The following is a 23,352-nucleotide window of genomic DNA, read 5'->3' as shown; positions in this document are numbered from 1 at the left end:
AAGAAATTGCACTTATTATCCGAATCTAGGACGTGAAACTCCTTTGCATTCTCTATAAATACCCATACTAAACCTAAACAGGGGGCATAACTAGGTAATTACTTCTAATATTACTGCATAATAACACGCGTACGTTTAGGTACATGCGGACGTTTGTTGTTGTACAGTAAGTTTAGAGCTATGGATGGTAAAGTATGTTGCTGTAGAACTTGGAGTAATACACTGGAATCTACTTCCTTAATGCTCCCTTGTTTAGGCAATTGAATAAAATCCATAGCTTTAAGCTGTTAGGTTTAGCTGGTGCGCGGTTGATTTATCAGGCAAGTACTATATTATTGGCAAAAAATTAGACTTGCATACAACTTAAATTCACTGCCCGAAGTTCGTGGACCACAATAGATATCGTAAGGTAATAAACTGGATTCGGCTAAAGTTGGCTTTTAATGATTCAAGCTAAGGATTTAACAGCAAGGGTTTAACATGCCTAGTTAGATCCTCAACAAGTAAGTATTGTAATGAGAGGGCGTTCAATTTCATCTTATTAGCCCATAATAACGACCATCATTTGCGTTTGAATTGTGTGAACTATGCAAGAATATCCATGCTACAGTCCTTATTTATTTAGACTTTGCATCATTTTTATCTGTTGGATAAATTGTTGTATCTGTTGGTTACCAGGAACCAGTTGTGCTAAATTTCTGGCATAACGCATTGCTAAGTCATACTGCTTATTGGCTAAATAGGCTTGCGCTAAACTATAGCTGATATCAGGGTTATTTGGGGTGATCCTAAATGCTTTTTTCAGTGCGCCTAAAGCGCGCTCCATTTGTCCCATATCTTGTAACAGTAATGCATACGTGTAATTGTAATTAGCATTATCAGTAGATAAATCTGCCGCTTTTTGTAAATGCCCTAAGGCAGATTGCTTGTTTTTCACTCTAATGTAACTCATGGCCAAAGAATAATGTAAATCAGCTGCTTCAGCATTTACTTTAAGCCCTTGCTTTAAAATGTTTTGTGCCGCAACTTCGTCACCTTGAATACGATAGAGGTCTGCTAAATTGACATAGCTTGGAATGAAAATATCTTCCACTTTAATTGCCGTTAAATAGTGCGCTTTTGCTTGCTCTGGTTGATTAAGCTCAAGTGCTAAGTTACCTAAATTTGTATGTGAAAAGCCACGCTCAGCTTGGTAAGACTGAACTTGCTTGTATTCGTTTAATGCATTTGTGAGTCGTTTAGTATCAGTTTCATTCAAGCCACCAGGGAATGGTTCAATCAGCATCGCAGCAAGTGCACGGGCGGCTTCACTGCGTATTGGTAAACGCGAGTCATCTAGTAAGCTGTTTAGCATGCGCCAGCGCTGTGATATTTCATACGGCATCGCAGCGACTATAGCGGCTTGGCGTTTCAATGGTTCATCTTCTTTTACCGCTCTAGCAATTGCCACAACGGCATTGTTATCGGGGGTATTTGCCATACGAGTGAGTGCCGATGCACGAATAATATTAGGGAAGTCTTTATTTTGAGCAACTTTTGTTAGCATGGATGAACTATTAGGTAACTGGTTATCAGCTGCGTGAAAGGCCTGTGAAAAATGATCGCTTCCCATGTGTTTTGAATTTGGGTACCACTGCTTAATATTTTTCACCGCCCACTGAGGCGTTTTGTCTTCATGGCAACTATTGCATGCATTAGGAGCTTGGGTTTTCAATGTTAAATCCGGACGCGGTACTCTAAAGCTGTGATCGCGTCTAGCATCTACTTGCATGTAGGTTGTCGCAGGCATATGGCAATTAACGCATTGACTGCCCGCATTATCGATCTTATGACCATGATGATCCGGTGTATCAAATACCTCACTCGTGTGGCATTGAGTACAGGTTTGGTTACCAGGCAGCTTTAACTTACCAGAATGAGGATTATGGCAATTGCTACACGTGACACCTGCTGCAAACATTTTACTTTGTTCAAACGAACCCCATACATAATCTTCATCCCATACTTGGCCATCGACATGGTATAGCTCAGGAGTGATGAGTGACGGTTGAAACTGTTTTAAAAACTCATGAGGCTCCACTCTGTCGGCAGTTTGGCTACGCCTAGAATGACACGTTGCACAAACCGGTATTTGCGCTGAGTTTTTTAGCGGTTGAACGCTTTTCATGCTGCCATCAGCTTGGCGAGTAAACAACGGTGTTTTTTTACTAATATTGACCGAGAAGCCTTTGTCTTTAATATCAGTATCACCATTGGCCCAGACGAGGTGTTGCTGAGTATCACCATGACAGGCTTGGCAGCCAACATTTATTTGCGTAAACGTAGAGTTAAAGCTATTACTTTGTAGGTCAAATTGTTTTTTAAAATCTGTAGAGTGGCAATCTGCACACATATGGTTCCAATTTTGTCCCATTTGCGACCAGTGAAATATATCATGTTTTTTTTGCTCAGGATGCAGCACAAACCAGCGTTGCCCACCTTGCTCTTTCGTGCGAGAGTCCCATGCAAAAGGAAATAATTGGATTTTCCCTTGCCCCATATCAAACATATATTGCTGTAAGGGTTGATAGCCAAAGGTAAAAAGTACGGGGTAATTCGTTAATGTACCTTCGAGATCTGGCATGCTAATAACTAGCTTTTCATTCTCAGTGAAAAAACGAGCTTGCTGTCCTTGGTAGTCGAGTGTTTGGTTATCAAAGTTACCCAATACGGTCTTTAATGTAGCTGGCTCCATGGCATGAAAGTGGTCTGAGCGTTGCCAATCAAGTACTTCGGCTTTGTGGCAAGAAATACACGTTTGCTCGTTTGCTTGAGCATCGTGAAAAAAAGACAAGGAACTCATCCAAGCCACAAAGTATAGAAATCGCATTTACAAATATCCTTGTGCGAACAGCATTATTAAGTAACTTAATCCACTTCTATCAGCACAGCAATGCCAGAGTGAAGTTTATAACTAATTAGATTATAACAATATTGTAATTAAGAAAATAATACCAGCTTGTATCTCTTCAATCTTAAAATTGACACGGCATATGATAAACATCCATTGCAATAAGCTTGGCATGGTATAACGATAAACTAGGGTGTGTTGACCTTTCAGGATTAAAATTTGTTCAAACTTTAAAAGGCATTAGTAATAAGGTTATTATTGATGCATTTTTTTTGTTCGCAGGGTACTGCCTTAAACCAATTTTCAAGTTTGTATCATCTTCAGTTGCGCAGGTTTTATAACTTCCAAACAACTTGTCCCACCAGATCACACTAAAGCCATAATTACTGTTGGTTTCATCTGGTCGCTGACTGTGATGAATACGGTGTAGCTGCTGAGTGATAACTATAAACCGCAAAACTTGTTCTAGCTTTTTGGGTAACCGAATATTAGCATGATTAAACAAAGCAAAACCATTCAGTGCAATTTCGAATATGAGTATAGCGATAGCTGGTGCGCCTAACGCTGTAACGGCAATAAGTTTGATTAAAATACTGAGTACAATTTCAAGTGGGTGAAAGCGTAGCCCTGTACTTGCATCTATGTGGTTGTCAGCATGATGTACTTTGTGCAAACGCCAGAGTAATGGTACTCGATGGAATAGCCTGTGTTGCCAATATATAAGCATATCGAGTATTAATACACTCAGCAGAATAGTTAACCAAAGTGGTAGTTGGATCAAGTTAAAAAGACCAAAACCTTGCTCGGTATTGTAAATTGCTAATGCAGTTAACCCGATGGGCACAGTTAAACGAGCAGTCACGGATGATATAAACACTAAGCTAAAGTTTGCAAACCAACGGTGTTTAGCCGCAACAAGGGATTTACGAGCAGGTTTTAACCTCTCAAGCAACATCATGATTGCTAAGATACTGATGAAAAAGCCGAGTCGCCAATAAAGCTCATTATTCATGTAGAGCAGACTCTTGTTGTTTAAGCGTGAGGTAGCCGCCATAAATACGAGTAACAATAGTAATCGCACATGCAAACGCAAATATACAGGCCAGAATGGCAAAGTGCTGAGGCCAAATACAAAAAGCAATAAACAGGGCAATGGTTTCTGTGCCTTCAGTCAGCCCATTTAAATAATAAAAGCTTTTATATTTAAACTGTGGTTTTTCAAGCTTAAATTTTTCAGCGGCAATAGCAAAGGCTAAAAAGCTTGAGCCAGTGCCAATAAAAGTGGCTAATAAAATGGCCCCTGCAATGGCATTTTGCTCAGGGTTCGCCAATATAAAACCAAGGGGGATCGCAGCATAAAATAAAAAGTCTAAGGTGATATCTAAAAAGCCCCCCGCACTTGAGCTTTGTTGACTGTAACGAGCTAGTGCGCCATCAAGGCCATCAAAAATACGGTTAATAGCGATGGCGATAAGCGCACCGTACCATAATTCAAATGCTAATAATGGCACTGCGAGTAGACCAATAATAAAGCCAATCACTGTCAATTGATCTGGTGTTATTTTTTGTTTGTCTAGAAACATAACCACAGGCAGTAACAGTGGTTTGATTACTGGGGTGATATATTTATCAAGCATAGGTGTTTTCCTGTGAGCTTAAATTAATAACTTTACCATTGGCGGCATCAGTATCACTCTGATCGTGGGTTACCATTATTGCGGGCAATTGGTGCTCTCGTATTTGATTAAACACCAGTTGGCGCGTTTCTTGGCGTAGTTGACTGTCGAGCTTACTAAAGGGCTCATCCAGTAAGATAGCTTTAGGCTCACTTAATAAAACACGCAATAATGCTACTCGAGCTTGTTGCCCGCCAGATAAATTGGCTGGGTTACGCTGCTCTAGGCCACCTAAACCAACTTGCTCAAGGGCGTGAGATATTTTATCAGTACGGTGTTTTTTAACACCATTTGGCATTGCAAAAGCAATATTGCCAGCAACCGATAAATGCGGAAATAACAAAGGGTCTTGGTATAACAAGCCAATATGGCGTTGGTGGCTTGGGATCTGAGTGATGTCTTGTTGATTTAAAAACAAGCTACCTTGAGCGCGAAACTGATGAGGCAACATGCCAGTAAGCCAATTCAATAGCGTTGATTTCCCACTGCCTGACGGGCCCATAATACTGAGGATTTCTCCTCCTTGTATAGACTCATCAATACTGAGCAGTTGGGTTTGCTGACGCCAGATAGTAAGTTGCTTAATAGCTAATAAAGAGTTCATCTTACGCCTTATGTTGATATTTATTTAGGAGTTTAGGGATAAACCAGGCCAGTGCAAAAGCAAGTGCAGGCAACAGCATTTGCATTAATGCATAAACTGAACTGACTCGTCTGCTGGCACCGCTTGCCAATGTAACTGCTTCAGTAGTAATGGTGTCTATTCGCCCGCCGCCATTCAATAAAGTGGGTAAATATTGACTAAAACTAATGGCCAATCCAAGAGCAAAAGCAATACAAATTGGGCTCATCAGCATCGGTAGTTTTACTCGCCAAAATACACTCGCTGGGGTGGCGCCTAAACTTGCTGCCAAATTAGCAAAGCGTGGGTCTAGTCGTCGATAGCTACTGGCTAGTGATAAAAAAACATAGGGAACAACGAATAACAAATGACTAAAAATAACATTGAATAATGCATGCTGACTATTAACTTGTTCTTGTAACCACACTAAGCCAAATAAAAACGCAATGCTTGGAATAAGCATCGGCAAATAAATAACTAAGCTTGCAAAGCGAGACAAACTTTGTGCCCGTTGTTGTTCTGCTTCTAGGGTGAATAAAGCAAATATAATTGCAATAAATGTGGCTGCAAAGCCTATTAAAAGAGTATTTATTAATGATGTGTGCATTTGCATTAGTGCATTATGCCAATGCATAGTCACAAATTGGTCTGGCAAACTTGCTGGAAAACGCCAATACCCTGCAAAAGACCAAAGTACAAGGCCAGCTAATGAAAGTACGACACAGCTGATCAAAATGAACGTTGTCGCATGAGTAAAACGCATAACAAGATGGCCTGCGTAATCACGTTTGCCATTGATTATGCTTGTTTGGCTGACACGCTTGGTTAACTTTTCAAGTAACCACCAAGAAACTAATAAAATAACGGTCAATACCAGTTGAATTATAGCGCCTGCAGAGGCTTTTATTCGTAACGTTAAGTCTACATCGTTAAACCAGTGCATTATTGCTACTGCGAGAGTAGGGGGCGCATTAGGCCCTAAGATGAGTGGTATCTCAACATTGGCACTGGCATAAGCCAAAACGGCGAGTAAAGGTAACCGTAAAAAAGGATACAAGTTAGGTAGTACAACTTTAAAAAAAGCCGTCATTGGGCAATAACCCAAGCTCATGGCTATTTTATGTTGGGCACGTAATTTAGCGCCTAAATCAGCTTGTGATAACGCACCGAGTGCCATCAATAATAAAAAAGGTAACTCTTTTAATGTCAGGCCTAAAATCATACTAATCCCCCATGAGTCATGCGGCAATAGCCAATCTGGTGGGGTTTTCCAAGCTGTGAGCCAAGGTGAAAATAGCCGTGATATCATTCCTGAGGGAGTGATTAAAAAACTAATAGCAATAGCTGCTGCTGCATGTGGTATGACTAAAATAGGCCCTAATAAGCGCTGAATTCGATAAAGCCAAGGGCTATTAAAATAACAAGCAAGTATCAATGTAGTGATTACAAAGGCAAGTAAGGTACTAGCCAGTGCACTAGATATGCTCAGTAGCACCATCTGACAAAACCCGGGGGTGTTAAAAAGTGCAGTAAAGCCTTCTAGTGAAAAGCTCATTTTATTGAGTGCTGGGATATAACCGAACGCGGGTAATAACACGCCAACAAGGCCACCTAAAACAGGTAGAATCAGTAAAGCCATGAGTAATTTGGGAGATAGCAGTACAGCTTGAGTAAAAAAATCACGGGATTTGATCATTAATTTACCTTCTGCATGTTACTTTTTGCCCCATATCGCATCAACCATTGTTGGTTTATTAATGCCACCCAACTTGGGTGAGGCTCTGCTAGAGAAGGGCTTTTAGAGCTTACTGTTAAGCTGCTTGAGTGTGCGGTTGTTTGATTAAATAGCGCCGCTTGTTCTGTACTGAGTGTGGAAAGGTCAAGTACGGTTTGATCACCCCATACAGAGGGTTGTTGCTTCTTAGCTTGCGCCGGTACACTTAACATAAAGTTAGCCACAATCTGTGCGCTATTACTCTGAGTCGCATTATAGGGGATAGCCACAAAGTGAATATTACTGAGGCTACCATCGTGCATGTCATAACTGCGAATACTCGTGGGTAGATCGTAACGTTCAACGGCTGCTGGTACTTCTGCTGCAGAAAACGTTAATGCTAAGCTTAACTCAGTGTCACCCATTAAGCGCCGAAGTGCTGTGCTATTAGAGACAAAAAAGCGGCCTTTGCGCCATAGGTTTGGGTGTAAAGCATCTAAATAGTGCCATAGTTTGGGCAATATTATAGCGGCTGTTTCTTTAGTGGCTGCTTGATAGAGTAAGTGCTGTTTATCTTTCGGCGTTAAGCTAATCAGGGCATATTTTAGAAAACTCACCCCGATAAAATCAGGCGGTTTTGGATAAGTAAAGCGGCCGCTGTTTTTTGCGCTCCAAGAAAGTAAATCTTGTAATGTATACGGAGGACTTTGAGTAGCTTGGCTATCATAATAAAATGTCAGGGCCGCTTGCCCCCATGGAGATTCCATACCATGAGTAGGTACGCCAAAGTCTAAGGTAACGGCTGGATTTTTTATTGGGTTTGTTAACGCAAAGTTTGGTAGCTGCTCCGCCCAGTTTGGTGTTAATAAACCATGTTGAGCCATGGCAGCAAAATTAGCCCCATTGATCCAAATAAGATCTACTTTACCGTTATGATGATTTCCCGCAGATTTTTCTGCAAGAACACGACTGACTGCTTCGCTGGTGTCAGTGAGTTTTATGTGGTGTAAGTCAATGTTGTGTTTTTGCTTTACTTGATCAGCCAGCCACTCAATGTATTTATTAATTTGTGGGTCGCCACCCCAAGCATGAAAATACACAGTGCTATTTTCACCTTTTTTAACAACTTCTTGCCAGTCTGAAGCTGATCCAGTCGGTATCCATGAAATGGCTAATAGCATTAAAATAATGGCCCAAAAACGACTCTTTTGACAGTTAAAGGGGTAACATTTACTGAATATCATTCAGTGTCCAATCGTAATCTAAAAACTCTATTTTCATGGCATTACTTTTTAATAGCTGTTGTTGCTCTGCATTTAAGTTTATCGCATCTGAATATAATAAAATAAAGCTGGCTAAAGAATGTGAATCAGCAAAGCCTTTTTCAAAGTCATCTTGATACCATTTAAAGATTGATGAAAGATACAGAGTATCCCCATCAGCGTAGTTGCGTGTTTTATCAGCCAAAAAGAGCGTTGTTTGTTGCTCAAGTTGTTTGTTTAACTCAGGCGCATTATAAGCTTGGGCTCGCAAAGCAGGGCAACCGATGCTTGCACAGTTAACTGCAAAGTGAATACGCGGTTCGTTATACTTATTCTCACCTCTGATCAAAGTATGTTCAATATTATCTAAGCTGCGAACCTCACCTAATAACGGTATAAACTCTTTACTCCAAGGTGAACTAAAAAAGCTGCCCAGCTCTTTAATAGAGTCTATATTTGGGTATTCACTTAGTATAAATTCAACGGTCCAAGCATTGTATGCATTAATCAAAAAGGCTAATTGGGTCGTATTATTCCAACTGTCAAAGTCGCTCTTTTCTACTTGAGATAATGTATTTAAGTAAGCCTGCAACTTTGCCTGTTCAGCTTTAAATCCTGCGTAGCTAGCCTGACTACTGACGCCGTTATTTATGTTTTTTACATTATTGTTGAGTAGTTGCTGCCATGGTTGGTGAATCGAGTCATTAGCTGATGCAGCAGCAAACGCTGAACTGACAAATAATGCCAGTGCAGCGCTCCACAGTATAACTGAGCTATACACTAAGCGCATATTAGCCTCTACGCCACGTGTGGTATTTTTCAAGCCAATTGAGAACGGTTTGTGGTGCGTGCGCACGTTTCCATTCACCTGCTGCATATTTATTACCCTCAGCCCATGTTGGGTAGCTATGAATAGTACCGAGTATTTTATTAAGGCCTAAGCCGTGTTTCATTGCTAACACAAATTCAGCTATTAGGTCGCCAGCATGCTCCGAAACCACAGTGACACCGAGTATTTTATCTTTTCCTTTAGGGGTAATCACTTTGATGAAACCTTGGGTTGCACTTTCTGTGATTGCTCGGTCAAGCTCTTCAAATTCAAAACGGGTTATTTCGTAATCTATGCCTTGATCAATTGCATCTTGTTCATTTAGACCGACTCGTGCAACTTCTGGGTCAATAAATGTCGTCCATGGGATCACACGGTAATCGACTTTGAATTTTTTCAGGTTGCCAAATAAACCGTTAACAGCAGCGTACCAGCCTTGATGTGCTGCAACATGAGTAAACTGGTAAGGCCCTACAATGTCACCTGCGGCAAAAATGTTCGGGTAAAGGGTTTCTAAGTATTCGTTAGTAACAATGGTACGGTTAGTTTCTATCCCTAACTCTTCAAGCCCATAGCCTTTTAAGCGAGCACTACGGCCTACGGCGCATAGCAGTTCGTCGTATTCAATTTCAAGCTCTTGATCTTGGTGTTTAACAACAATGTACTTTTTACCATCGCGAGCTTCACAACGCAGCGCTTGATGATTAGTTAATACATTTACGCCACTGGCTTTGAGTGCACGAGTAGCAAATTCAGAGACCTCTAGATCTTCTTTAATCATAATACGATCGGCCATTTCGATTTGTGTAACCGATGAGCCTAATCTAGAAAAACTTTGCGCAAGCTCTGAGCCAATTGGGCCACCGCCCAGTACGACTAATTTTTTAGGAGCGTGATCTAGTTCAGCAAATTTGCTCCACAATGTATCGCTAGTGACATAGCCCGTTTCTTCAATACCTGGTAATGGTGGTACGAATGGGCGGGCACCGGTTGCAATGACAAGGGTTTTAGCAGTAAGCGTTTGGCTGCTACCGTCGTTTAATTTAATTTCCACTGTCCATGGATCAACTATTTTGGCGTAGCCTTTAAGTACTTCAACACCTAATTTTGTATAGCGCTCAACACTGTCGTGCGGGGCGATATCAGCAATTACCTGATGTACACGGGCCATCACTTTTTTAAATGAAAACTCTGCAGTGTTACTTTCTAAGCCATACTTGTCTGCATGTTTAAATTGTTCAGCGACTTTAGCGCTTTTAATAATCGCTTTACTTGGCACACAACCATAGTTTAAACAGTCACCACCCATTTCACCGGCTTCAATTAAGGTAACCTTTGCTTTAACGGCTGCGGCAATGTAACTGGTCACTAAGCCACCCGCACCTCCGCCGATGACTATCATGTTGCGGTCGAACTGTTTTGGCTTATTATAGTTTTTATAAACTTTACGTTTTTTTAGAGAGTTAATAATTGCTTTAGCGATAAATGGAAAGATACCCAATAATGCAAAAGATAAAATAAGATTCAGAGACAAAATGCCCGACAAGCTGTCTATCTGGGCTAGTTGTGTACCCGCATTAACATATACAAAAGTACCTGCCAACATGCCTAGTTGGCTTACCCAGTAGAATGTCCATGCTTTGATGGCTGTAACACCCATTAATAAATTGATTAAAAAGAATGGGAATACCGGAACTAAACGCAAAGTAAATAAGTAAAAGCCACCTTCTCTTTCAACGCCTTTATCAATGGCATCTAGACGCTCAGGGAAGCGTTTTTTTACTGTGTCTCGTAATAAGTAACGAGAAACTAAAAAGGCTAATGTAGCCCCTAATGTTGAAGCAAATGAAGCAACGAGTAGGCCTTCAACTAAGCCAAATAAAGCGCCCGCAGCTAAAGTTAAAATTGCAGCGCCTGGTAACGATAGGGCAGTGACCGCGACATATAACAAGAAAAATCCGCCGATAACGAGCAAAGGAGATTGCTCTCGCCATTGACTAAATTGCTCCATTGAACCTTTTAGACCATCTAAGGTAAGTAATTGGTGTAAATCAAAATGAAAAAATAACCCTACAGTAAGCAAGGCTATAATAAGTAGTAATAATTTCTTTAACATGTGCACTCGCTTTTAAAAGTTATGTTGAAATGTAAGTTTTGCATGAATAGGTAACTCGGGATAAACCAAGGTTGAACCAAAATAACCGCCTTCAAATACCGGACGCCAATTATCTTGATTGGTTACATTAGAAATATCTAAACGTAATGATGTTTGCTCATTAAATGAATAACGGCTGTTTACGTTTAATGTATATTGATCGCGTATATAAACTGTTGCTAAATAATCCAATGGGTAGCTCTTTGTGTATATGCCTCCAAGGCCGATATCCCAATCATCGGTAATCGAAACCCCACCATTAAAACTCACAGACTGCTCTGGAATGCCCTGTACGCGCTGTGTTGAAGGCGCAAAAGATGCAAAGTTAGGCGCACCTACTGCTGTACCATTTATAATATCAGGGCGCGAATTATCAAATGCATCGGCCACTTGGCTAGAATCTTGGCTACTGGCTGAATTATCGTAACGTGCATCAATATAACTATAGCCTATGCTAAACCAATAAGCAGCTGTATCGTAAAAAGCTTGTGCTTCAAACCCTTGAGTCCGAATACCGGTATTACTACCGTCACGGTTTCGTAAGCTACGGCGTTGATTAAATAGTGCGCCATCAATATACCAAGCGCTATCATTAGGAGAGTACTTTAAACCGACTTCAGCAAGGGTGTTGTCGGTGGCAAAATTTTGTTCACTAATTTTGTTATCGCTGCCAAGTACCGTGCCTCCAGCCATACTATTAGAGGTAGCTTGGTTATAGCTTGCTGTAATATAACTGGTCAGTTCTGGGGTAAGCTTATAATTAATACTTGCTTGAGCAGAATGTAAAATTTCATCAATCGTGTCGCTTGCGGCTATTTGCCCTTTTGGTGCAATGGGGTCACTTGCTTTAACATCATAATAATCAAGACGGTAACCTATACTGGTGCTTAGAGTGTTAGTCCATCGGCTATCATGCTGTATGGCAATGCCTGTTTGCCAGCTGGTGGAGTTTGTTGTATCTGATAATGAAAAGTCACCACTGCCATCGTTATTTAAATCATACTGACCGCCCGGGGAGACAAACACACCTGGTCGAAGCTCAACTAAACGCGCTTGTTGTTCCTCAGTTAAAGGGATACGACGGTTTTCAATTGGGCCTGTTAAATCAATGGGTAAGTCTGCCTCGGTGGTAAATTGACTATAGCCTTTGACTTTGTTGTAGCGAACATCAAATGCAAAAATAGTGTTTTGATCTTGATCCCACTGATAATTTAACTCGGTCCTGCTCTGCGCCGTGTCTGCACCATCTATAATTTCGACAAAACTGTTTTGCGCAATACCTTCTCTTTGCAGATGCTGAAAATAAGTTATGTTTTTAATAGCCGTTTTACTATTTAACTGATGCTTATAAATGCTGTGTAATAAATAAGTGGTGGCATTGTTTATGTTTTCAGGGTCGGTTAGCACTTGGCTTCGTGGGATCACCACTTGCCCCGTTGGCGATACAATAGCGCCAGCACCAGGCACTGTACTGCCGTTTGCTTGTTCGCCTTGTCCGGTAATGTACAGGCCGTCATCGATGAGTGCTTGAGTTGGGCGGTTTATTCCTGCGTTATCGGTATAATCAACTTGGTAAAGCTCAAAATTCATATCCCAACTGGTTTTATCATCAGGTAAAAAGCGTAAAGCAGCAAATAAGCTGTCACTTTCATACCCAGCATAATCATAGAAGCTGTTATTATCTATGTGCTCAGCGCTGACTCTAAAGCCACTTTCACCTTCTATAATCGGGGCTGAATAATCAAGCTGGGCACTGTAATTATCCCATCGTCCTGCTGAGAGTACTATTTTACCTTGAGAGGCATGAGTACTCGCAGTCTTTGAATGTAAATTAACAAACCCACCATTACGCTGACTGCTACCGAGCAAAACCGGTGGCGCACCTTTGACTACATCGATTTGCTCAATGGCATTAAACGAAACCGGGATACCAAAGCCATTATTACCAGCTTGGCGACGCATACCATCTTGATATAGCTCACCTAATTGACCCCGCAAAGTGGGTAGACTGGGGGCACCAAAGCCACTAGCCGCATAACTATTAGGAGTAACAGCGAGAATATCTTGCAGTGTTGTGATATTAAGCTGTTCAATCATATCACTTGAAATAGGTGTGATGGCACGGGCTATATCTGTAAGTGCCAAGTCGTCACCAAACGAACCGCTGATTGTTGCATCTTTAGGCGATAATTGCTGTGCTGATAGTTTATCTGCCAATACATGTATGACTTCAATATCTTTGTTTGCATTTGCTAACGATGTAAAGCTGGCGCAAATGCTTAGGGCTAAAAATGCATATTTCAAAATGATCTCACTACTGTTTCTGTATATGTACGTTTAATGAGACCTTTATGGGGTAAAAATACTTTCACCAATTTTTCAATTATTTATATTTAAATTTTTTTGTAATAAATTAATAGTTAGTCGGTCTTGTTGTTTTTTTGTAGTAAAAACCCGAAAGGAAAACCAATGACTCAGACAATAACAGCTGATACCCAAAACCGCCTGCAATGGTCGCTATTTTCATTACGTTTAGGCGTATTTGTAGTAATGCTTATGTGGACTTTAGATAAGTTTGTAAATCCTGGACACAGCGCCCGTATTTTTGAACACTTTTATGGTATTAGTGGTTCAACAGACACCATTGCATATATTTTAGGTGGCTTACAATTAGTATTGGTTTTGGCATTTATGGCAGGTGTTAAAAAACGCGTTACTTATGGTTTAATCTTTTTAATGCATGGTGCATCAACACTTTCATCGTACTCACAATATATTGATGGCTTTAATAACTTGTTATTCTTTACCGCATGGCCGATGTTGGCAGCGTGTTTTGCATTGTATTTATTACGTGATCAAGATGTGAAATTCACAGTAAATAAGTAGCACTAAAAAAGCCGCGTTGCCCGCGGCTTAATTAACTTGAACTTTGGTTAAGAGAGTTACTAATGCATAGCATTGTTGTATTTATCAGCCAATGTTTGTTTTTGGCTTTGGGTAAGTGCTTTACCCGCTAACTGAAATACTTCTTGCTCTTCTTCATCAAGATGATGATGCACAATATGATGCAATTTTTTAGCGGTTACTAGCCAGCCTGGAGAGCTCATTTCAGTTTGTTCAAGCTCTTCAACCAATTCATCAATATCATGATGCTCAGCTACACTGTGACGTGCTTTGTCTTGTGTTAAGTCATCACACATCAGCGGATTATAGAAAAACCGTTCTTCAAATTTAGCGTGCTCTTCTAACTCGGTTTTTAAATCGTTCATTAACTTTTGACGTTTTGCTGAGTCACCATGTGTTTCAATTAGTGCATCGACAAGTGAACGTTGCTTATCGTGATCGTGACGTAATGCTTCAAAAATATTCATGATGTTTCCTTGCTTTGCTCATTTGTAGGTTTAAATTGCAAGGCTCAAGCCAAATTATAAAGTTATGTTTTTAATAAGGTTTAATTGTTTTTATGTGTTGGGTAGGGCAAAACAGTGTAAAAGTTACCGATTAAAATGAAAAAGGCCAACACTGTGGTTGGCCTGATAATCTTAAACTTTGTCGCTAAGAATTACTTATTTGCGTCTTTAACCGCTTTAAGTTTAGCTGCATGATCAATTTCAAATGCAGGCATGTCTTTATTGCCGTCGATTAAGTAGTTATCCATCCAGCGCATTAAACGTAAGCTGTAATCGTATTGCGCAGCGACTTTACGGTTGCCATGCCCTTCGCCAGGGTAATATACAAGGCGTACATCTTTACCTTGCACTTTCATGTAACGGTACATTTCCATTGATTGCGCAGGGTGAACACGTGGGTCATCTTTACCATGCATAATTAATAACGGGGTTTCAGATTGACCCGCCCAGTATATTGGGCTGCGCTCTAAGTACCATTGCCATTTATCCCATGGATATGAACGCGCATGTACTAGGTTCATTTCATTTGAAATATCAGTAGTACCAAATTTAGATAACTGATTTGTAACGCCTACAAACATTACACTTGCAGCGAAATGTTTAGTCAGTTTAGTCGCTGCCCACGCAGATGCATAACCGCCATAAGAGCCACCAGTGATACCTACACGTTTAGTATCTACTAAGCCCATGTCAACAAGGTGGTTTTTAAAATCAACCAAGTCATCAAACTCTTTACCAGCATAGTCGTTTTGACCAAGCTTAGAGTATTCAACCCCTTTACCGGTTGAACCACGGTAGTTAGGATAAAATACTGCATAACCACGTGCTGCCCCCATTTGACCTGGGCGCGAGTAATTCGTTATCCAACCATTCTTATCATGACTTTCAGGACCACCATGAACAGACATAATTAACGGGTAGCGAGTGCCTTCACTGTAATCAAGTGGGTATACAAGTACACCATCAATCTCAACGCCATCACGGGCTTTTAATGAAATGGTTTCTTGCTTAGCAAAACGTTTGTTGTTTAACCATTGGTTGGAATTAGTTAAGCGCTCAGCTTTTTTACCGCGAACAATAAAGACTTCATTAGGGTGCTTAGCTGTATTACCACGAAGTGCAATGGTTTTATCTGAATCAGAAATACTCAGATTAGATGCAATAAACTTACCTTCTTTAACCAGCTTTTTATATTTATTTGAACCGGTTTTTATACTTGCAACGAAGCTTTCGGTGCCTACGTTGGCGATAAAGTTAAGGGTGTTACGTTTATTCGACCATTCAATATCAGCAACATGACCCATAAAATTAGGTAACCACTCAGTAATTTTGGCTGTTTTAGTATCGGCAATATATAAACGCCCAGTTGCCGGGTCGTGTTTATCCTCGGCACCTAAAATGGCAATGTATTTACCATCATGTGAGAGTTCTGCATCGCCGAGTTTACCTTCTGTTTTAAACGATAGAGTCACTTGGTTACTGGCAATATCAAATAAATGCCACATTGATTTTGTGTATTTATCATCAATTAAAGCAGTCGGTTGTGTTTTAACTAAGAGCTTTTCACCATTTGCAGCCCAGTTAACATCACTCACGTAGTTCTCTACGTTAAGTGCAGTTGGGGTGAGTGGTTTGTCGGCTTTTGCCAAATCAACAATAAAAAGCTGCTTGTTTTTTAAACCAAGCTCATAGACTTCAGCTTTAAAGCCCAGTTTTTTTAGTTCTTTATCAGACTTATTGGCAGCAGGCATAGCTAAAATGGCTAACTGATTATTGTCAGGGCTGAGCTGATAGCTTGAAATAGACGTGCCTTTTAATGACAACACTTTTTGTGCTTGTCCACCATCAACCGGAATTTGGTAAAGAGCAGTGAACTTATCGCCTTTTAATTTAGCTAAAAAATAGATGGTTTTGCTGTCGTTTGACCATTGAATGCTTTTAATGCTGACAGAGCCTGTAATGAAAGGGCGCTCAACACCTTCATCATCGACAACATAAAGTTCACTGTAATTACTGCCATTTTCATCAACATAAAGCTCACGAGGTACAGAACGAGTAAATGCAACGCTGTCGCCATCAGGACTAACGCTTGTTTGTATTACTGATTGAATCTTTGGAATGTCTTCAACTGTAAGAGGCGTTGCTGCAATCGCAAGAGAGCTTGAAAGCCCAATTGCCAATGCTAAACTAGTTTTTAACATGAAAATTTCCTTCGCTTGTTTTTAATTATCAATGCAGTATATCAGGATGTACCTGTAAAACTAAAATATGCGTTTAATAGGCAATCTGAAAAGATTAATGGCTATATCGTATGCCAAAGTAGAAGCGTCGGCCATTTTCGTAAATACCCGTTGGCGCGTATTGGTTACGTTCATAAACATAGGTGATTGAGTTAGTTAAGTTGATTGCTTCAAGTACAACATCGAGGCTATTTGTCACTTTAAATGTGAGATTACCGTCAAGCTGACCAAAATCGTCCATCATAGCTTCACCTACACCGGTGGCAAACTGAGTCCGATAGTTATAGGCAAGGCGAGCACTGAGCCAATCATTATCGTAGTAACTGGTTAAGTTTATGGTGTGTTTTGAGGTGCCAGGTACATAGTTTTTTCGTCCTGTTAAGCTATCAGTACGATCGCCGTCGACAAAGGTATAATTGGCAATTAAGCCTACACCATAAAATAATTCCTGCTGATAACTGAGCTCTAAACCTCGAATTGTACCACCACTACCATTTATCGGCCGATCAATGGCCATGTCGATGCCCTCATGTTGTTCAATAGCTCGCTTAAATTCGACAAAGGATTCAACGTCTTTATTAAATAACGCCATTGAAAGTAAAGCAGCATCATCAAAATACCATTCAAGGCTAAAATCAAACTGATTAGCGCGATAGGGGTCTAAATCAGGGTTACCGCCTTGGCCTTGTGCTTGCGTGACATTGTAGTTTGTAGAGGGCATTAAATGATTGTATTGTGGTCGTGACATGACTCTAGCAGCACTAATACGGGTGATTAAATTTTCAGAAAGGTCTATGTTGATATTTACGCTGGGTAAAATATCAAGGTAATTTTTATCGTGCTGTTGCCAGATAAACAGCTCTTGTTGTGGTGTGGTTGCAATTCGCTTGTAGGCGCCTGAGTTTTGTTGTGTATTAACCACTCTTACTCCGAGGTTGGCGCGGTAGTCTTGGCCTTCGAGCATTAATTTAACATAACCTGCTAAAGTACGCTCTTGAATATCAAAACGGCTGGCTTTTTCTTCTTGTTGTTCAAAATTAATGTTATTGAAGTCGTCTGATAATCTGCTTATATCTACATAGCTATATTTTTTCAGCGTGTCTTGACTGCCAATATTTGTCAAAAAGCCGCTAGGGAAAGTGCCTTGATAATCAGCTAAAGTCCAATCTAGTTGTTTTACTAACCCATCATAAGCGCCATTTACTGAGCGATACCTGATAAAGTCACGCTGATGATCATGGTATTTAGTACCGAACTTAACGGCACTAATAATTGAATGGTCAACAGCTCGTTCAAAATCGCCTTGTAAATAAAACTCTTGATCGTTTGAATCCTGACTGTCGTTGCGCGCCTCTGTGAGCTGCCATTGTGTGGCATCTAGTGGAGAGGTGTCGTATTTAGCTATAATATTTTTATTTTCGCGGGTATCTACAGTAAAGGCTGTATTTGCTGAAAACTGCGACGTATAGTCTTGTTTTGAGCCACCACCGCCTTTGGTAAAGCCGATTTGATACTGATTTTGCCACAGATTTGCTTGTTGAGTAGCAATTAGATGCACGTTGCTGGTATCAATTTGCGAATCACGCCAAATAGCTTCCATCGCGGTACTAAAGGGTAAACTTTGTGTGTTTTGCTCTGGCACCTGTGAATAGCGTGCGTATGCTAACGTGTTATCAATAATTCCGTGCTCGCTAATATGGCCGCCACGAGCAAAAATGCTGCTGGGTTGCCACAAGAAGTTTTGGTTACTATTATCGGCATCAAGTACTGAATACAAAGTATTAAGCTGTATATTCCAATCAAGGTTTGGCTGGTATTCAATACTTGCCGTAGCGCTGGTTAATTCTCGTCGCTGTTGAAAGATGGCTGAACCACCCCCTCCTGGTGTCCAAATATTTTTAACATCAGCATATTCGCTATGGGTTGGAGTAAGAGTGCCATCGTCGCTTTGATCATAATTTTGTTCGTGCCAACCCCATGACTCTAAGCCATCGCGGCGTAATGAGCGCTGATTACGAGTAACAGTAATCAGCACACCTAGATCTTTTGCGGTGTTTTTCCAATTATAAAAAGCACTTAATTGTGGATCGAATTCACCGGATAAATCGTTATATTGCATCTGAGCATTAACCACAAATTGATTAGTATCAATGTGCAGCGGACGTTGAGTTTTTATATTAACCGTGCCCCCTAAAGAGCCTTCGTTATGATCAGCTTGCGGTGTTTTATAAACGTCTAATGAGGCAACAAGTTCAGCAGGTAATAGCGTGTAATTAAAGCCTCGATTAGGTTGAGTTGAAATCCACCAGTCTGCAGACGCGATAGATTGACCATTTAGATAGGTGCGATTCTGTTCTGGTGTTGTACCACGTACACCCACTCGTTCCCCTTCACCTTGGGCTCTTGATAAAGAAATTCCGGTCACCCTTTGGAGTGCCTCTGCAACATTTTTATCGGGAAACTTCCCGATATCTTGTGCACTGATAGTATCTATAATAGATTGACTGTCACGTTTATCTAGCAAAGACTTGACAGCGCTGTCATGATAACCCCTAATTTGTATTGTTTCTAACTGGTTTAGCTCGGTTTGTGGGGTATTATTAGCCGCTCCATGTAGCGCATAAAATGCACTATAAATCAGTATTATGTTAACAAATTTTGTAATATTTATTGTCATAGATGACCCAACGCCAACAACATGAGAAAAATGAGCAGTGATAACTACTTATAAAATAAGAACACAGAAAACGGCTGTGCTAATATGTACCGCATTTTTATATAATACGCTTTATTCGCATATTTAACCATAGATTAACTTGTGTAAAAACCAAACGATGTCCGAAGCTAAGCCAAAACAGTTACTACTCAATGATGTGCTTATTGATTTTTCCGCGTTAAAAATCAAGGTGGCGGGTAAGTGGTGCGTTATTGAAGCTAAACAGTTAATGTTGCTCAAGCTATTAGTAAGTCATCAAGGCCAAGCCGTTACACGAGATACTATTATGGATACTGTGTGGCCTGATGTGGTTGTGAGTGATAATTCGGTTAGTCAGCTCGTAACGCAATTACGTAAAAGTTTGCATGATGATCAGAAAACCGCCTATTTTATTCGCACAGTTCCCAGAGTTGGCTATCAGTTAATTGCTAAAGTTAGTGAAGCCCCAACTATTTTAGAAAAAGTGATTCCAGCAAGTCCGCGCACTTCTGCACTATTCATTGTGATTGGTTTATTTATAGGTTGCTTAGTTACTTTATTTAGCCAATATTTACTTATGCCCAGCAAGCCCACATTAGCGTATGAATATCAATCACGTATTACTTCAGCACCAGGGGCTGAGGTGTTCTTACGTTATTCCCCAAATGGCCGATATTTAGCTTTTAGTCAATCTAATCATCAACAAAGCCAATTTGATTTAGCCGTTTTTGATCACCAAAGTAAAACCGTACACAGTATTAAAAGCTCTGGTTATTCTGAAGAGGCACCGGTTTGGTCGCCAGATGGTAAATGGTTGGCGTATTTTAGATACGACCCAATTAGTTGTGATATCAGGGTGATGTCTGTGGCTAATGCAATTGAAACGTGGCGTCTGAGTCCTGAGTTTAGGTTAGCAAAGTGCCAGCAGCGTCACGGGCCAACAAAATTACATTGGGTAGATGCGCAAACAATTTACACTACTCACTGGCAAGATGAGCAACCACGGCTAATTAAATACACTCTTTCATTGGCACCAAGCCCGAAAATCATTGAGCAGCAAGTGGTTGGTGATTTTAAACCGCTCGCATTTGATATTAATAGCCGCAATAGAATGCTTATTTTAGAAAAACAAGCTGGGTGGTTTAATCTCAGTGAAGTTGATTTAAATAAAGGGGTTATGCGTGAAAATGTAACGCAAAGTCGCCACTTTCGTGCACCACTATTAATGGACAGCGACCCCGGTTTTTATTGGCTAGGAGATGATGCCCTAAGGCGCTATGCTTACGATGGGGCTGAGCAGATGATCCACCAACCATTAGGCTTTATCGCTGATTTAGCGATTAATCCTCACACTGGCGATATTGCTCATGCCGAAGGCCAAGCACGGATAAATTTATATCAGATTGAGTTAGCGCTTACTAAAGATCAACCTATCGTCAGTTCAAGCCAATTATCTTCGTCATCACGTATGGATATACTCCCGGCAGTGTCGATGGATGGTCAGCAAAGTGCGTTTATTTCATTGCAGCGCCGTGGGATCACTGGGTTTACAAATATAGAAGTGTGGCTAAAGCATAAGCAGCGAAAAAGTGCTAATTTAATTGCTACATTGCCCAGTGATATTACTCCTAAATACTTGTTGTTTTCTCCTAATGGAGACAATATTTTATTGGCAGATCAATTGCATAATATATATTTGATCAATACCTTTTCTCGGCGGTTAGTGCCTATCATATCTGGGTTTGAGCAACTTAACGCCGTTCATTGGTCTGAAGATAGCCATAGTATTTATTATCAAGCCAAAAACAGTCAAGGGCGGTGGCAAGATTGGCGATATGATATTCAGCTAATGAGTAACGCGCTTGTAAGTGATAATGTGACGCTAGAAAGTTTAGATTTAGAGCACCCGCTTTGGCAACTCAATAGTTCTTATCTTGAATATGAGGAACATGTTGCTCGGTATTTAGCTGGTGAGCTTGAACAGCAATTACCGCTGTCACAATTATTACCATCTCTTGCCTTATTTAAACCTGCAGTGTTTAAAGAGGGGATTTATTATGTATTACGCCAAGGGCACCAATTGTTGTTGTATTGTTATTTGACGCAACAAAAGCGCAATGTATTTATTAAAGAGTTGGGTATGTATGGTTTTGATTTAGATATAAATTTAAATATCAGTAGCTCTTTAGATGGTAAACAAGTGGTGTTTAGCCAAGTTGATGGCATAGAAACGGATATTCTTTTACATCGGGCTACTAAAGTTGAGCAGCAATAAACCGAGTAATATGGCCTACGTACCAGTTACGGCTTTTTGCCTCATTGAGTGCGTGCTGGGCAATCTTTATTGCTGTAGCACTGTTATTTTTAGCAGCGATTTTCGCTTTGAGCAATAACAGCTGAGGATGATTAGGATCATCTTTTAGCGCGCTATTTAGTGCTTGAGTTACTGTTGCGGTATCCACCTTGTGCAATGAATATAATAGTTTCGCTAAATCACGTTTTGCGACAAAAAGATCTTGCTCAGCAGCTGTCTGCAGCCATTTAACAGCTTTATTTGGTGCATAGTTTAAGTGCTTTTTATCAAGTAACTCACGGCCTAATCGGTATTGCGCTTGGGCAAAACCATTTTGTGCTGCAAGTAAGATCCAGTTAAGGCCTTTTTCTCGTTCGATTTTCCCATATGCCCCGCGCAGTAGATTAGCACCGATGCGATATTGTGCATTGGCATAGCCATTACTCGCCGCTTGTAATAAAAGCTCGTCAGAGGCATTACTCTGTTGCCAGTGGTATTTTAGTAATCGTGTAGCGTTATATTCGTCAGAGCTGAGCCAGTTAGCAATGTAGTATTGTACTAAGCCATTGCCTTGTTCTGCAGCGTCAATCAGTTCTGTAATTTCTTCATTATACTGGCGCTGTTGGCTCTGAAAGCTTTGCGCATATTGCTTACCTTTAAAAGTAGTGAAATGGTAAAGCAAAGAGCGATTATAGTAGGGCAACTGATCTTTATCGGCTTGATACTGCCAGCGTTTAACAGCATTTACAATTGCTTTATCGAAGGTTTTCTCGGGGTTTGAGTCGATCAGTGTGATGTCGGTGACAGCACCACTTTCATCAATATCAAATTCTAGCCACACCCAACCTTCAATACCATTTTTATAAGCGTGCTCTGGGTATTTAGGCTCTACGGTATAACCGCGAGTTAAGCTGGTGTCATTGTTAGGTTGATTGTTTAGTTCGGGGCGTAATTGCTCGTTATACCATTGAAAACTCAGATGCTTTAACAGCGCATTATAGGCATCATCAAGGGGTTGTTTATTTTTCGTTTGTTGCGCAATCAGCATAGCTGTATCGCGTGCATCAGCTAAGCCAAAATCTGCAGCTAAACTAAACCAAGCATACGCCTGCGCATTATTTTTATCCATGCCCTGACCATGTAGATGCATCACTGCGATATTATAAATAGCATCCGGATTGCCCAACTGAGCAAGCTGGGTAAATTCTTTTTTAGCTTTGGCAAAATTACCTTGGTGGTAGTGTAGTGTTGCACTGAGCAAATCTGCTTTTGCAAAAGGTAAAAATAGTAACGCAGACACAACTAGACTTACTTTTAAGATTAAAAGCTTGGCTTTGAATTTGTGTAGGTACTTAAATAAATGTGTTGGCACGAATTTAAACTTTAGCTACTGCTAACATTAACCTAGTGGCGTTTTTAACTACTGATTGTACTTGTTTTGTTTATTATTACTAGCGCGAACTTGCCCGCTCGTTAATAAAAAAGCAGGTAACCAAAAGGTTACCTGCTTTAAACCCCTGGGCATAGGGGCAGCCTTCCTTGGCAAAAGTCGAATACCTGTGTTAG

The 23,352-nt window shown here is 40.5% G+C and carries 15 protein-coding genes; 2 read left to right on the top strand and 13 right to left on the bottom strand.

The genetic code is table 11. The features are described from left to right. Nucleotides 1-613: 613 nt before the first annotated feature. The 9 genes from B5G52_RS14985 to B5G52_RS14945 all read right to left on the bottom strand — a co-directional run bounded on the left by B5G52_RS14985 (nt 614) and on the right by B5G52_RS14945 (nt 13,452). A complete protein-coding gene (locus tag B5G52_RS14985; RefSeq protein ID WP_087533446.1) occupies nt 614-2,869 on the bottom strand; it encodes a tetratricopeptide repeat protein in 2,256 nt (751 codons plus the stop codon). A 244-nt stretch (nt 2,870-3,113) separates the two neighbouring features. Next, nucleotides 3,114-3,902 (bottom strand): sterol desaturase family protein, encoded by a 789-nt coding sequence (locus B5G52_RS14980; RefSeq protein WP_087533445.1) that lies wholly within the window; start codon nt 3,900-3,902, stop codon nt 3,114-3,116. Further along, a complete protein-coding gene (locus B5G52_RS14975) occupies nt 3,895-4,527 on the bottom strand; it encodes a CDP-alcohol phosphatidyltransferase family protein (RefSeq protein WP_087533444.1) in 633 nt (210 codons plus the stop codon). The genes B5G52_RS14980 and B5G52_RS14975 overlap by 8 nt, the downstream gene beginning before the upstream one ends. Then, entirely contained in the window at nt 4,520-5,170 is a 651-nt protein-coding gene (locus tag B5G52_RS14970; protein ID WP_087533443.1) for an ATP-binding cassette domain-containing protein, read from the bottom strand. The genes B5G52_RS14975 and B5G52_RS14970 overlap by 8 nt, the downstream gene beginning before the upstream one ends. Before the next feature lies 1 nt (nt 5,171). After that, nucleotides 5,172-6,884, bottom strand: a complete 1,713-nt coding sequence (locus B5G52_RS14965; protein ID WP_087533442.1) for an ABC transporter permease — start codon at nt 6,882-6,884, stop codon at nt 5,172-5,174. Then, nucleotides 6,884-8,083, bottom strand: coding sequence for an ABC transporter substrate-binding protein (locus tag B5G52_RS14960; protein ID WP_303394028.1), 1,200 nt, complete (start codon nt 8,081-8,083; stop codon nt 6,884-6,886). Before B5G52_RS14960 ends, B5G52_RS14965 begins: the two co-directional genes overlap by 1 nt. 49 nt (nt 8,084-8,132) lie before the next feature. Next, complete coding sequence (locus B5G52_RS14955) at nt 8,133-8,954, bottom strand: DUF547 domain-containing protein (protein WP_087533440.1); 822 nt, start codon at nt 8,952-8,954, stop codon at nt 8,133-8,135. 1 nt (nt 8,955) lies between these two features. Beyond that, the gene (locus B5G52_RS14950; RefSeq protein WP_087533439.1) at nt 8,956-11,109 is read right to left on the bottom strand and encodes an FAD-dependent oxidoreductase; all 2,154 of its coding nucleotides are present in this window, start codon (nt 11,107-11,109) and stop codon (nt 8,956-8,958) included. A gap of 12 nt (nt 11,110-11,121) precedes the next feature. Further along, nucleotides 11,122-13,452, bottom strand: a complete 2,331-nt coding sequence (locus B5G52_RS14945; protein ID WP_087533438.1) for a TonB-dependent siderophore receptor — start codon at nt 13,450-13,452, stop codon at nt 11,122-11,124. A gap of 165 nt (nt 13,453-13,617) precedes the next feature. On the opposite strand from B5G52_RS14945, the gene B5G52_RS14940 reads away from it, so the two are divergent. Further along, a complete protein-coding gene (locus B5G52_RS14940) occupies nt 13,618-14,034 on the top strand; it encodes a hypothetical protein (protein ID WP_087533437.1) in 417 nt (138 codons plus the stop codon). Nucleotides 14,035-14,093: 59 nt separating this feature from the next. Here the strand turns inward: B5G52_RS14940 and B5G52_RS14935 are convergent, their stop codons facing one another. The 3 genes from B5G52_RS14935 to B5G52_RS14925 all read right to left on the bottom strand — a co-directional run bounded on the left by B5G52_RS14935 (nt 14,094) and on the right by B5G52_RS14925 (nt 19,475). Further along, nucleotides 14,094-14,519: a hemerythrin domain-containing protein gene (locus B5G52_RS14935; RefSeq protein WP_087533436.1), complete on the bottom strand. Its 426-nt coding sequence runs from the start codon at nt 14,517-14,519 to the stop codon at nt 14,094-14,096. A 191-nt stretch (nt 14,520-14,710) separates the two neighbouring features. Then, nucleotides 14,711-16,759 carry a S9 family peptidase gene (locus tag B5G52_RS14930; protein WP_087533435.1) on the bottom strand — a complete coding sequence of 683 codons (2,049 nt, stop codon included), beginning with the start codon at nt 16,757-16,759 and terminating at the stop codon, nt 14,711-14,713. 94 nt (nt 16,760-16,853) lie between these two features. Beyond that, nucleotides 16,854-19,475: a TonB-dependent receptor gene (locus B5G52_RS14925; protein ID WP_087533434.1), complete on the bottom strand. Its 2,622-nt coding sequence runs from the start codon at nt 19,473-19,475 to the stop codon at nt 16,854-16,856. Nucleotides 19,476-19,632: 157 nt separating this feature from the next. Between B5G52_RS14925 and B5G52_RS14920 the strand changes: the two genes are divergently transcribed. Then, nucleotides 19,633-21,768, top strand: a complete 2,136-nt coding sequence (locus tag B5G52_RS14920; protein ID WP_087533433.1) for a winged helix-turn-helix domain-containing protein — start codon at nt 19,633-19,635, stop codon at nt 21,766-21,768. On the opposite strand, the gene B5G52_RS14915 is transcribed toward B5G52_RS14920, so the two are convergent. After that, nucleotides 21,749-23,086 (bottom strand): TonB family protein, encoded by a 1,338-nt coding sequence (locus tag B5G52_RS14915; protein ID WP_087533453.1) that lies wholly within the window; start codon nt 23,084-23,086, stop codon nt 21,749-21,751. The genes B5G52_RS14920 and B5G52_RS14915 overlap by 20 nt on opposite strands. Nucleotides 23,087-23,352 lie beyond the last annotated feature (266 nt).

The sequence above is a fragment of the Pseudoalteromonas sp. A601 genome, from assembly GCF_002165575.1.
Taxonomy (GTDB): Bacteria; Pseudomonadota; Gammaproteobacteria; order Enterobacterales; family Alteromonadaceae; genus Pseudoalteromonas.
Note: the sequence above shows the minus strand (reverse complement) of the source record. Positions and strands in the feature narration are given on the sequence as shown.